This is a genomic window from Novipirellula methanifontis (assembly GCF_052161655.1).
In the GTDB taxonomy this organism is placed as follows: domain Bacteria; phylum Planctomycetota; class Planctomycetia; order Pirellulales; family Pirellulaceae; genus Novipirellula.
Window position 1 is genome coordinate 794757 of the sequence record NZ_CP197418.1, and the last position, 13860, is coordinate 808616.

Below are 13860 nucleotides of genomic sequence, written 5' to 3' on the forward strand. Positions count from 1 at the left end.
CGTGGAACTTGCGAAGCAGCATGTTGCAATGAAGCAGGCTGAAACAGGGACTAAGTGATAAGGATGGCAACATGGCGTTCTCCGATCTTTGGCTGCAGCGAGATACGGACGGGATAGAAAGAACAAGCCAAATCGAAAGAGTCTGCGGAACAAAAAAAACTCAGCTCCGCCAATAACTTCAAAAGTTTTCGAAAAACCTTTCCGCTAGCGAATGGCATCTGCATTGAGAACCTTATGAAGTTTAGATGCAGATGAGCGTTTGCCGCCAGAAATTATTGTATGGCCATCCAGGGGGCGGTACAATCACCACATAGCGGGTCGTCAACGGTCATCAAGTCTACTCTTCTCGTCGAAACTCACTTTCAATGGCCTGCCCCCTTTCTCTCCCAACGCCACACGGCACGAGGTAAACCATGCGTACCATCCTTTCCCTTTCCGCAGTCGCTCTTTTGTTGGCGTCCGTATCGATCGCATCCGCCCAAGATGCAGCGGCCGACAAAAGCAAACTTGAAACCACTCCGACCAAACGGACGCCGGCCAACCAGATCGACTTCAATGCCGAATTGCAGGTACCACTGCAAGCTCTGTCACATCTCGGAAAAACGATCGAAGAGGCCCGCGAAGAAGCGGATCCGATCTGCATCGCTTCGGCCGCGAACATTCTGGGCGTCGCCGAGTCGTTGGCGGGCGACAAAAAGGCGTCGCTGACATCCGCTCAATTGTGGGACGAAGCCATCCAGCTGGCCGAACGTAGAAAATCGTCGGCGGAGCTCGCCGCGTTAGCCAAGATGGCTCCGAGCGATAAAGCGGCTAGTTTGCAAGAACAAAGCAGCGCCGCCAAAGAAGCCGAAGACGAGGCGGCAGCTGCTGCCATAGCGGGCGAGGCGACTCGCGACCTTCATGGCGACATGCATGTGATGAACCGTTCACACGAATACATTTATCTGTATGTCGATGGTCGTTACATCGGAAGCATTGCTCCGCATCAGCAACGAGAATTCCATCTTCACGGTGCGTATCATCTCTTAGGTCGCAGCCACTATCACACATGGCACCAAGACATTCACGGTCACCGCCATCACTATGATTGGGTTCTGCACGATCCACATCACCCTCACTAGGCAAACGTCGTTGATTGCTCTTGGCTTCGATTGAATTTCCGAGGTAGCGGAACTCGTCAAGAGTTTCGTTCACACGGGAAAACGAAAGTCTTGACGACTTCCGCTACGTTCAAAACGCTGCAGCGATTGAATCGCAAACGTCTGCAGCGTGGTCGCGGAGCACTTGTTGATTTAGTGAGCCGCTCGCACGTGAGCGGCCGGGTATATCGCGTTACCCGGTGCCTTACGGCCCACGGCTCACTACTGCGATTTGCATTTCGATTAAATCAACAAGCCTTCAAAACTTGCGATTCACGGCGAGTCCCTCCGGAACTCTTGACGAGTTCCGCTACGAAATGTTTCACAGCGTTGCCATTATGGGATCAACCAGAACGCTCCGGTCATCGCTGCGGCTTGCGTCAAACCGCCTCGCACACTGATCGGTACTGGTGGTTTGATCCACGGAGCACAGTTGCCGGGGCGATAATAGCCGAGTGCGTATTGGCATTCGTTCGGAGCGTGCACTCCCATCTTGTAAGGCAACACGGCGATGTTGACAAAGAAGTGGGCGGACGAAACAACCGGTTGCCACAGCGGCCCACGGGTGTGTCCGTAACGCTCGAGGTTGACATCTTCGAAGTACAACGGTTTGTGACACAAGTTGGATGCCTTCCACGTCATCGTGGTGCTCTGCCATGAACGCTCGGTGTAAGCGACCTGCTCGATCAGACATTCCTTGGGCAGACCCCAGTTGTCGGAGATGTAGGCCAAGTCGGCTTCGCTAAGGCGATTGATCGAGAGTTCTTCGGTCGTGCCGTGTCCTGTTTGAATCACGGCCTTTTCGTAAGCCAAGTCAACCAAACGTCCCGATGCGAGCGGACGTCCGTCGATCGTACGCCATTGACGTTCGCCCTGGTTTTCGTCGAACTTGGTCTTCAGCTTTTGGTATTCCGCTTCGCTGATCACGTCAGGCCGAAACGGCGGGCTGATGTCCAACGACAACTTGTCGATCGTTTGCGATGCAATTCGCTGACGGAAATCTTCACACGAGATACCTGCGGTCTGCTTGAGGTCATCGACACCATCGAACTTGCCGACGCCATCCACTTCGCGGCCCGAACGTTGATCCAAGCGATCACGATCCCGTTCGTCGAGAGCGGAACGACCGCCATCCGGTTTACCAAACGGATTTTCGAACCGACCTCGTTGATCCGATGGCGATTCGGGGCTGTCTTCGCTGTCTTTTCGAGGGTTTGGCAGCGGCTGAACACTGCCTTCTTCCTTCAGGAAGTCGCCGAGCGAGCGACCATCCTGGGCGGGTTTTGATTGACGTGGGCTGGTTGATTGCCCTTGGGGACTCGGCAGCAATTCGAGCTTCGGTTGTGGATCGACTTTCGATCCCGGACCAGGCACCGAGCGTGACGGAGGCATAGCCCCCGCTTCGCCACGCAGTTGGTTCATCGAGCGAGGATCAACCGGGCGAGCCGGATCCGCTTGAGCTGGTGGTGCAAAGCCTGGGCTTCGTGGCGCCGCTTGACGTCCTTTGGTCGAGCCCTCGCCGAACGGATTCTCAAAGAAGTCCGTTTTTGGTGGAGCCGCTTCACGCGGTTGCCCCGACGATTCCGGTGGCAACGAAAATCCGCCGCCTTGCTGTGGCGCGACCAACCATGTGGTCCGCTCAACTGGTGCCGGAGGGGATGTCGGATCGGCATTGACCGAACGCAGATCCGGAGCCGATTGAGCTTGCTGCAGCGCGTTTGTCGGTTGGCTTTGGACGGCCGATACCGGACGAACCATCGCAGAAGGGGCCATCACAGAAGGGGCCATCACAGAAGGGGCCAACACGCTGCGGCCTGAACTGTCTTGCTGAGCTACCGTGCTGACGGCTTGTTGGCTGACAGTTTGTTGGCTTGGCACGCTCCCGCTGGCAACGACGGTTGCCGCAGGCAGATCGTCCGCAAATGGATCTTTGCCCGCGAAATGACGATCCACAGCATCGCTGGCTGCGGTGCCATTGGGCTGCGGAGCCGCCTTGGGATTGCGTCCCCATTTCAGATTCCAACCGTCGTGGGTTGGATTATGAACGGGTGCCGGAGCGGCCGGCGGAACGGTTCCCATTTTGGGAACCGGACGAAGATTGCCGTAGCCCGAGGGCGACTGGCCGTGTGCCGCTGGAGAGTTCCAAGCGGCGAGCGTCCCGGCACTGGCAATTAAAATTGCCAGGCTAGTTCGTTTCGCCTGATGAAACATCAGGGCTGTAATTTGGCGCTTCCTGGGTGATCGCAATGTCATGCGGGTGGTTCTCCCTAACCGTTGCTGCGGAGACGCGAATGAATCTCGCATCATGCCGCAACTCATCAATCGTCCGTGTTCCGACGTATCCCATCCCCGCTCGCAATCCGCCGACCAACTGGTAGACGTAATCGCTAAGAGGACCTTTGAACGGTACGCGGCCTTCGACGCCTTCGGGGACAAGTTTGCCCGCCTCAGCACCTTTTTGCCGATACCGATCACTACTTCCTTTGACCATCGCGCCCATCGATCCCATCCCCCGGTACGACTTGAACGTACGACCTTGGTACAGGATCATCTTGCCCGGACTCTCGGTGAGGCCTGCGAACAGACTTCCGATCATCACGGTACTCGCGCCGGCCGCGATTGCCTTCGTAATATCACCGCTGAAGCGAATGCCGCCGTCGGCGATGATAGGTATGTTTCTCTCTTCGGCGATTTTGACTGCGTCCAAAATCGCTGTGATCTGAGGGACTCCGACACCGCTGATGACTCGCGTTGTGCAGATCGAACCAGGACCGATGCCGACTTTCACCGCATCTGCCCCCGCTTCGATCAAATCGCGAGTCGCTTCCGCTGTGGCCACATTCCCGGCCACAATATCGATGTCCCAATCACGTTGGTTCTTAATTTCTCGGACGGTTTCAATCACGTTCTGACTGTGCCCGTGAGCCGAATCGACTACTAGCAAATCAACGCCCTGTCGAATCAAACTCTCGGCTCGATCAAAATCACCGACTCCGATCGCCGCTCCGACCCGCAATCTGCCGAGCGGATCTTTGCAAGCACGCGGATATCGCTTCATCATGTCGATGTCACGAATCGTTATTAACCCCGTCAGTCTTCTATCTTCGTCAACCAGGAGAAGTTTCTCGACTCTTTTTCCCGTTAAAATCCTTTCAGCTTCCTCAAGCGTTACATTCCCTACAGCCGTCACTAAGTTCTCATGTGTCATAACTTCCGAAATTGGGAGGTCTGGGTTCTCTAGGAACCGCAAGTCACGCCGCGTCAGAATGCCTGCAAGCTTGCGATCGGCATAAACAATGGGGATTCCCGAGACATTGGCCTGGTCCATCAGCTCGACAGCGCGGCTGACCTTTTCTTCGGGGGGCAAGGTAACGGGGTCAACAATAATTCCATTTGCCGACCGTTTCACCTTCAGCACTTGCTGGGTCTGGGCACGCGGGGACAAATTTTTGTGAATGATTCCCATCCCGCCTTCTTTTGCTAGCGCGATCGCCATATCGGCTTCCGTCACCGTATCCATGGGTGAGGAAATGAGGGGGATCTGGAGCGAAATCCGGCCGGTCAGCCGAGTGGACACGTCGACTTCACTGGGGACAACCTCGCTGTAGCGTGGCAGCAAGAGGACGTCGTCGAAGGTGACGCCGAGTTTGCCAATTTTGTCTTCCGTCATCTTTGTTACCGATTACCTAGAGCGTTCAGGCAGGGCATGCGACCTGTTGGGGAAAACCCCTGATTATGCCGCACCAAGCTGATTTGGTGTAGGGCCTGCCAAATCAGGGTGCTCCGATCCTCCCAAACCGCTCTGCAATGGCGGTGATCGACGAGTCGAATTCCACATTTCTCTAACAGGTTCGGTTTCACGACACCTTACTTGCCCCCGCTACAGGATTAGTAAACTAAAACGAATCACGTACCCCTCCGCAGGTGTTTTGTCAGGTGGCTCTCCAGGCTTGCACCCCATTTTTTTTCCTACGCACTTTATTGCTGACTGCAAAACTAGCCCTGATCGGTCTGGGGTGCGGGCTGGCAGCGACTGGATTGGCAGAGACTGGTTACGCACAGCAATCCGAGAACGCGAGAGTCAGTCGCCAATGGAAATCGGCTGCGGGAACCGTCGTGGAGGCTGAGTTGGTCGGCCAAACCAACGAAGCGGTGGAGCTATTGATCAAGGGACAGGCCGTTGATTAATTGGCTCGCAAACAGCACGGCGAGCGTGATTACCATCGCGTTGGGATTACCCAACGTCAGCTCGGGGAACACCGACGCGTCGACAACCGACAGCTGTTGCGTTCCGATCACTGATAGATCCGCGTCCACGACGCGTCCAAGCCCGCAGGTCCCGACGGGATGGTACAGCGTTTGAGCGTAACGAGAGATCGACTTGGCAATTGCCTCGTCACTGTCGCGTTTCATTCCGGGGACCAACTCGTGCCCGGTCCAGTTTTTCAGCGGTGACTGCATCGCGATCGATCTCGCCAATTTCACTCCGGCGATGGTGGTTTCGACGTCGGCGGGATCAGTCAAGTAACCGGGATCGATCTGCGGCGCGGCGCTTGCATCGAGCGACCGGATCGCGAGCTGACCACGTGATTTCGGTTTCGTCGCGTTGACGGCGATCGTCATAGCCGCCGGCGAGCTGGGTTGTGGAAAGCGGAGGTAATGCGTCGGCGTTACATGAATTTGAAGGGCATCTTCGGCAAACAAACCACCGGCTTCGGCAATATTCGACGTGAGCGGTCCTCGGCCAAGAGCGTCGAATCGCACCAGGTCTCGCGGCGAGACGTTCAAATCAAAGCGAGCCGCCTGGTCGGTCGAAAAGACGACGGGCATCACCAGATGATCTTGCAGATGCTGGCCGACCTCCGCTGCGTCCAGCCACGCTTGGCCGCCGGCGTCTCGCAGGCAATCGCGAGGCCCGATTCCACTACGCATCAAGATCGCAGGACTGGCGATACTGCCGGCGGACAAAATGACTCGTTTGCTCGCAGTAATCTTCGACCCGTCGGCCAACTGGACACCAATTGCTTGGTCATTACGAAACAAGATGCGATCGACGGTGGCTCGAATTGTCTGCACGCCGGGTGAATCTGTAATCAGGGCGGCGGGAGACCAGCGGCGTCCGTTGCGATTCATCCTGCGGTACACCATCGCGGTGCCAAAGGGACTGGCGGCTTGCAGAAACCGCTCGGCTGGTTCGCTGATCCAGCGGGCCGGTTCGGGCTGCACCAATTGCTCGGCGGCTTCGTAGGCGGACCTCAGCGACTCGGTCGACCAGCGAGCATCGGCTGCGGCAACAGAAAACATTTCGAAATCGTCGTCCGTCGGTTGAAACCAGATCATCGCGTTGATCCGACTGCTGCCGCCGACACCTCGGCCACGCGGGCACTTCAGCGAGCGGCCTGAGAGCGGCATGGACGTCTCGGTGGCGTAGTTCCAATCGCTCGAACTGCCCAGCAATTTCAACCAGCGAGCCGGGCGAATGCGATCGGTTTCGGGCACTGCATGCAATTCTGGGGTTTCCGCCGTTTCCGGCTCGATCAACGTGACCGAATATCCATGCTGATGCTGCAACAGGTGGGCGAGAGTGCATCCCGCTGATCCAGCACCGATAATAATGATGTCAGGGGAAGGCATAGAAACCGCAGCGTCCAAATTTGGGCCAGTTGGCAATAGGCGATGATTCGTTTGTTGATTAGGATTTGCGGGAACGAATCCATTCCGCCCCTATCCAAATCCAATTCTGCTATGAATGCGTCCGTAAAATCGAATGCCGTGCACCGCTTCGTTGGAATTCCAACCGCTCCACCCGACTCCATTTTGGGGCTGACCGAAGCATTTTTGGCGGATAAGAATCCTAGCAAGATGAACCTCAGCGTCGGTGTTTACAAGGACGCCTCGGGGCAAACGCCGATTTTGAAGTGCGTCAAGGAAGCTGAGCGGCGACTGATCGAAAACGAGGCGACCAAGGGCTACCTGTCGATCGATGGTTTGCCGGATTATCGCGAGCAAGTCCGCTCACTCGTGTTCGGTGACTCGCTCGACGCCGGCCGAGTTGCCATTTTTCAGACTCCCGGAGGCACGGGGGCGCTTCGGGTGGCGGCTGATTTCATCGTCGCTCAACTTTCACCCGCTCGGATTTGGATGCCCTCGCCAACGTGGGCGAACCATCCCGCTATTTTTGCCGCTGCGGGATTGGCGAGCGAAACCTACCGCTACTTGGGAAGCGATCGCACCTCGTTCGACCTTGCCGGGATGCTCGCGGATTTAAATGAAAAAACAAAACCGGGCGACGCGGTGCTGCTGCATGCATGCTGCCACAACCCGACGGGCATCGATCCCACCCCTGAGGACTGGAAGGCGATTGCTCAAACGGTGGCCGAGCGTCAATTGATTCCTCTGATCGACTTTGCCTACCAAGGCTTTGGCGATGGCATCGAGCAAGACAAGACGGGCCTGAATACCCTTTTGGAGGCGGTCGATGAAGCGATCGTTTGCAATTCGTTTAGCAAGAATTTTGGCTTGTACAGCGAACGTGTTGGATCGGTTTGCCTTATCGCTGCAGATTCCGAAACGATGAAGGCGGCGCAAAGTCAATTAAAAACGATTGTGCGTACCAACTACAGCAACCCACCGCGTCACGGCGGTGCGATTGTGGCGACGGTCTTGCAAGACGCGGAATTGACGACGCTTTGGAAGCAAGAAGTTGACGAGATGCGTCAGCGGATCGATGCCTTGCGGCAGCAATTTGTCGAAACGATGAAAACCACCGGCGCAGGTCACGATTTCTCGTTTTTGCTCAAGCAAAAAGGGATGTTCTCTTTTAGCGGTTTGACCCCGATGCAGGTCGATGAACTCAAAAGCAAGCACGGCATCTACATCGTCGGCAGCGGCCGCATCAACGTCGCCGGCATGAGCGAAGACAAAATGGATTCGCTGTGCCAATCGGTTGCGTCTGTGCTGTAGGCCCTTCAGGGGCAACGCTGTGAAGCATTTCGTAGCGGAACTCGTCAAGAGTTTCGGGGGGGCACCCGCGATGGAACGAAAGTCTTGACGACTTCCGCTACGCTAAAAGTAAGCTGCGACGTAGCACTAGAAGACAAACGAGTCCTCCTAATCCAGGGTCGACATCAAACTCTTAGCAGCCCACAGCTAAAGTGGTCGGCTCCGATGAAAACGTGTAAGCCGCAACGTCGACGCTCCCTCCCTCTCTTGGTAGGTTCCTTCTGCCGTAACAATGGGGCTAACCCCTGCTTTTGAGTGATGCGGCGTTGGGTAACTGTTCTTTAATCGCATTCGCGATGTTGTTAAGGTTGCCGAAGCGCCGCGATTGATAGGGATGCGGGGCCGACTAGGACTCTACATTACGAGGACACTCGGACCGCAGCGGAACCACGTGTTCAGGGGGTGTGCCAGTAGGCCCTCGTGCGGACTAAACTGGGCTGCCCCCTAATTGCCTGTCGATTTCGAGAGCCGAACGCGTTGGCGTCGGCTGCTGGTCAGCAAACGTTAGTTAAATGAGGCCCTCGGCTAGCACCGTCGGTTCACCCACACGGTCCTTGCGGGCTGATGACGCATTAAGAATCAAATGACGGATCGAGCGGCAACAACATCGACGGCGGGCAAGCCATCCGAGCCCCATCTCGCAAAGCGTGATGCACTTTTGCTCTCTTGCGTCCAAGACGCGGCGATTGTGACTGACGTGGCGGGGATGGTGAGCTATTGGAACGACGGTGCGACGAAGTTGTTCGGTTGGACCGCCGACGAAATGATGGGCCGTTCGTTACTGGATCGCTATCTGGTGCAAGAACGTGGTTCGATCCGCCAGAAAATCCAATCTCTCTTGGAGGGCAAGGATTGGAAAGGCGAATTTCTCGATTGGCATAAAGACGGTACTCGCGTTTGGATTGATGCCCAAGTCACACAGCTGAGGGACGATAACGGTCATGTATCGGGGCTCCTGGGCATCTGGCGAGATATCACCGCTCGCAAGAATTCTGAAGCGGCGGTCGAATCGGGTGAACGCCGTTACCGTGATCTGGTCGAATCCTCGCACGACTTGATTTGGACCGTCGACAATGAGGGGCTCATCACGTTTATCAACCAAGCCGCCAAAGCAATTTACGGCTGGGAGTCTCACGAATTGATTGGCAAGTCGTTTCTTGAGTTTATCACTCCTGAGACTTTTGAAGCGACGCTCAAGACATTCATGACGATTGTCGAAACGGGCGCAGAGCAACTCGATTATCAATGCGGTGTGTTCCGCAAAGATGGCAGTGTTGTCACGCTCAGCACCAACGTCCGAGCGCTACGCGACCCCGACGGCAACTTGATCGGACTGTCTGGAATTTCTCGCGACCTGTCGCAACTGATCCACGCCACCAACGAACTGCAAGAACGACAAGTCTTGTTGTCCAACGCCGAGCGTATCGCCAACATGGGCAGCTGGGATATTGACTTAAGCCGAGGAAGGTTCCAGGGGTCGCAGCAAACGTTTGAGATCTTTGGCATCCAATCGGAACGTTGCGATGGGTCGATTGATTGCCTGATGGCTCAAGTGCATCCCGAGGATCGTGATCGTGTTATGACATCGCTCTCGTTGGCCGATTCGGACAACCAATATGTCGAACAAGAGTTTCGAATCCGGGCTCCCGGCGGTGTAATTCGGCTGGTGCGTGAACGTGGCGAGGTGGTGACTGACGAATCTGGCAAAGCGATTCGTCGACTGGGGATGGTCCAGGATATTACCGAGCAAGAGCGGAATATCGTGGCGTTGCGAAAAAGCGAAGAACGATTTCAACTTGCCGCCGACGGATCCAGCGCCGGCATCTGGGACTGGGACATTCGATCCGGTGAACTTTATTACTCGCTTCGTTTCAAGCAATTGCTTGGATACCGCGACGATGAATTTCCGAACGTTTTTTCTTCGTTCTCCGATGCGGTGCACCCCGACGATAAGGCTCAATTCGAATTCACACTCCAAGAACATTTCACCAGCAATAAGCCTTATGACACCGAGTTCCGCTTGCGAACCAAGTCCGGCCAATATCGCTGGTTCAACGCTCGCGGTGATGCGTTGCGGGACGACAACGGAGATCCTTACCGCATGGCCGGTTCGACGATTGACATCACCGACCAAAAAGAAATCGAACAGGATCTGAGAAAGATCCGTGCACAACAACGTCGGTTGATCGATCAGCTCGAAAAAGAAAAATCGAGACTCTCCGAAGCGCAAGCGGTGGCCAAGATTGGTAGCTGGGAAACCGATCTCGGGACGATGAGGGTGTTTTGGTCGGATGAAACCTATCGTATTTTCGAAAAACAACCCGAGTCCTTTTCTCCCAACCATGAAGACTTTCTAAAACTGGTTCATCCCGATGACCGCAAACGGGTGAACGAGGCGTTGATCAAATCGTTTGACGTTGACTCGACGTGCAAGATTGAGCACCGGATATTGCTCTCTGACGGCAGCGAAAAATGGGTCGAGGAATCGTGGCGTGCGTTTAATGATGACGATGGGAATCCGGTCTATGCGATTGGAACGTGCCGCGACATTTCCGAAACCAAGCGAACGCAAGGCCAACTGGCTGATCACACTCGCCGTCTCGAAGCCACCGCCTCGGTCGCCGGCGCGTTCCTGGAAAAACTTGCGTTGAGTGATGCAATCCAGACTTGTGCCGGTGCGATGGTCGAGCATCTCGATGCCACGTTGGTGCGAATTTGGACACTCGATCCAAAAACGAACGTCTTGCATTTGCAGGCCCAATCTGGCCAGCGAGAGGCGGACCAGAACTCATGCAAACAAGTCAGCGTGGACGACAGTCCGCTGGGGACCATCGTCCGCGAGCGAAGCCCGCGAATCTCTCGACAGCCCGCCTTGGCGCATGGATTCGATGATCACGATTGGGCTCAGCGGCATCAGATCGCCGCAACCGCCGCCCATCCGCTGTTGGTCGAAGACCGTTGTATCGGGGTCGTCGAGACGTTTTTGCAATCGAACCTCAGCCAGGAACTCGAGACCAGTCTGGCGATTCTAGCGAACACGATCGCGGTCAATATCGATCGCAATCGTGCCGAAGAAAACTTGCGTCGTCTGAACGAAGAACTCGAATCACGCGTCCAGCGGCGGACCCAAGAGCTTTCCGAAAGCGGGCGTCGTCTGAAGACGTTGTTGGCCAACTTGCAAGGCATGGCCTATCGCTGCCGTGACGACGCTGACTGGACAATGGAATTTGTCAGCGAAGGATGCCGTGATCTTTTAGGCATTTCACCCTCGCGGTTGACCCAGAGCGATTGTGTTTTCAGCAGTTTGGTCCACCCCGATGATTTGCCGCAGGTCGTCGCCGTGTTTGCCGCCGGTTTGCAAGCCCGCCGCCCGATCGAGCACGAGTATCGAGTCCGTACGCCCGATGGCCAACTGAAATGGGTCTGGGAACAGGCTCGTGGGATCTACAACGAGCAGGGGGATGTCGAAGCGATCGAAGGTTTTATCTCGGATATCACCGATCGCAAACTTCGCGAACTCAGAGAGAATCACCAAAGCCAGTTGCTGAGAATGTTGGCCGCGGATCATTCACTCAAATCGTGTCTCGAAAAGATCGTCTCCAGCATCGTGGCCGAAGATCCCGCGCTGATGTGCCATCTGATGCTAGCCGACAAATCTAAAACGCATTTGTCAAATCGTGCCGCGTTAAATCTACCTAGCGATTACCTCGAGGCCATCGAAGCATCCAAAATCCAAGAGCATGGGCCGCCGTTTTGCCGTGCGGCATTTGTGAAAGAACAAGTGTTCGCATGCGACATCCCTTCCGATTTGCAGTCGGGTTCGTGGGCAAATTTGGCCCAACAAACCGGAATTCATTCGTGCTGGGCGATGCCGATCCTGAGCGTTAATGATGAACTACTCGGCACGCTTAGTATTTATACGGACCAATCTCGAAAACCCAGTGCAAACGAACGAGAGCGATTGGAATGGGCCTCGGAACTCGCCTGTCTCGCGATCGAGCACACGCGTGCGAAACAGGCGCTCGTCGATAGCGAATCCTTTAATCGTGTGACACTCGATGCGTTGTCCGCGCATATTGCCGTAATCAACTCGAGCGGTGAGATCGTCGCAACCAATCACGCTTGGAAACGGTTTGCGACGGCAAGCCAAGCGGAGGTTCGAAGTGTTTGCGAAGGTCAAAACTACTTCGAGGTCTGCGATGCGGCAATTCTACAGGGCAACGACAATGCGAGAGAAGTCGCGAACGAGTTGCGAGAAATCCAGGCGGGAAAACGAGAGTCGTCGAGCCTCGAGTACGCCTGTCACTCGCCCGATGAACAACGTTGGTTCCAGCTCTGCATGAGGCGGATCTACGTCAATGGCGAAGTGCACATTCTGATGGCTCACGAGAACGTGACCAGCATCAAACAATCCGAAGCCGCACTGCGAAAAGCGATTGTGCATGCCGAGGAGGCAAGTCGGGCCAAGAGCGAGTTTTTGGCAACGATGAGTCACGAGTTGCGAACGCCACTGAACGGCATTCTAGGCATGAACGAACTGTTGCGGACGACGGCATTGACGAGTCGGCAACAACAATTCGTCGAAGCTGGCCAGAAGAGTGGTCAACTTTTGTTGGCATTGATCAATGACATTCTTGATCTCTCTAAAATCGAAGCGGGTAAATTAGAACTTGAACCGCGCGAATGCAATTTGGCAAAAGTGGCGCAAGACGTTGTCGCCGCCAACGCTCCGTTAGTCGCCGACAAGGGGTTGAGCTTGGATTGCCGGTTGGCTCCCGAACTGCATGCACTCGTTCGCTGTGACGACCACCGCCTCTGCCAAATTCTAGCGAACCTGCTGGGTAATGCGATGAAGTTTACCTCGCATGGTGGAATTAGCTTGGTCGGAGAACAAGTTTCGCGTCGTGGAAAGAATGCCCGGGTACGTATCTCGATAACCGACACGGGTCTGGGCATCCCCGAGGACCGCAAAAACCGCTTGTTCAAGGCGTTTTCGCAAATCGACAGTTCGACGACCCGCCAATACGGCGGCACCGGACTGGGGCTGTCGATCTGTATGCAGTTGGTCCAGTTAATGGGTGGCGAGATCGGAGTCAAAAGCCAACAAGGCCAGGGATCGACGTTTTGGTTCGAGATTCCTGTGGAGATCATCAAAGAGACTGCAAGCCTCGTGGCCGCGTCTCCGTCACCGATCACTGCGAGCGAGCAACTGTCTGTCTCGGGTGCATTGTACGGACACGTACTGGTGGCCGAAGACAATCTCACCAACCAGTTTTACATTAGCGAGCTGCTAAAGCATTTCGGTTGCACCTGTGAAGTCGTGACCAACGGCGAGGAAGCGATCAAGGCGATCAGCAAGAATCACTACGACCTGATTCTGATGGATTGCCAAATGCCCAAGATGGATGGATTCACCGCAACGCGTGAGATTCGCAAACGTGAACAAGCTGGCATGCTCGCTGGAAAGATGCAGATTGTGGCACTCACGGCCAACTCGCTCTTAGGCGATCGCGAACGCTGCCTCGATGCCGGCATGGATGACTACATCAGTAAACCGGTGCAAATCGGACAGCTTCAAGCCCTTGTGCAAGAACACCTCGCAGCCCCCTCAAACTAAGGGCCTGGAGCCCAGTATGGCCGGTTCCTACCGGCCACGGGTGCTGGCTGAGCGATGTGATCGGCGAAACGGAGGGGACGTTCGGTAGGAACCGGCCCTACT

The 13860-nt window shown here is 55.5% G+C and carries 7 protein-coding genes; 4 read left to right on the plus strand and 3 right to left on the minus strand.

Annotation, left to right across the window (positions count from 1 at the left end; genetic code table 11):
• The first annotated feature begins 413 nt into the window (after positions 1 to 413).
• The gene (locus SH528x_RS02785) at positions 414 to 1121 is read left to right on the plus strand and encodes a hypothetical protein (RefSeq protein WP_442509011.1); all 708 of its coding nucleotides are present in this window, start codon (positions 414 to 416) and stop codon (positions 1119 to 1121) included.
• Positions 1122 to 1475: 354 nt separating this feature from the next.
• Here the strand turns inward: SH528x_RS02785 and SH528x_RS02790 are convergent, their stop codons facing one another.
• On the minus strand, positions 1476 to 3350 hold the full coding sequence (locus SH528x_RS02790; protein WP_442509012.1) for a hypothetical protein: 1875 nt from the start codon (positions 3348 to 3350) through the stop codon (positions 1476 to 1478).
• A complete protein-coding gene (gene guaB, locus SH528x_RS02795) occupies positions 3325 to 4809 on the minus strand; it encodes an IMP dehydrogenase (protein ID WP_442509013.1) in 1485 nt (494 codons plus the stop codon). Before guaB ends, SH528x_RS02790 begins: the two co-directional genes overlap by 26 nt.
• 311 nt (positions 4810 to 5120) lie before the next feature.
• Here guaB and SH528x_RS02800 point away from each other — a divergent pair, with 311 nt between their 5' ends.
• Entirely contained in the window at positions 5121 to 5327 is a 207-nt protein-coding gene (locus SH528x_RS02800) for a hypothetical protein (RefSeq protein WP_442509014.1), read from the plus strand.
• On the opposite strand, the gene SH528x_RS02805 is transcribed toward SH528x_RS02800, so the two are convergent.
• A complete protein-coding gene (locus SH528x_RS02805; RefSeq protein ID WP_442509015.1) occupies positions 5298 to 6773 on the minus strand; it encodes a GMC family oxidoreductase in 1476 nt (491 codons plus the stop codon). The genes SH528x_RS02800 and SH528x_RS02805 overlap by 30 nt on opposite strands.
• A 111-nt stretch (positions 6774 to 6884) precedes the next feature.
• Between SH528x_RS02805 and SH528x_RS02810 the strand changes: the two genes are divergently transcribed.
• Together SH528x_RS02810 and SH528x_RS02815 are read left to right on the plus strand one after the other, a co-directional pair.
• Positions 6885 to 8102 carry an amino acid aminotransferase gene (locus SH528x_RS02810; RefSeq protein ID WP_442509016.1) on the plus strand — a complete coding sequence of 406 codons (1218 nt, stop codon included), beginning with the start codon at positions 6885 to 6887 and terminating at the stop codon, positions 8100 to 8102.
• 622 nt (positions 8103 to 8724) lie between these two features.
• Complete coding sequence (locus SH528x_RS02815; protein ID WP_442509017.1) at positions 8725 to 13758, plus strand: PAS domain-containing protein; 5034 nt, start codon at positions 8725 to 8727, stop codon at positions 13756 to 13758.
• Positions 13759 to 13860: the final 102 nt, after the last annotated feature.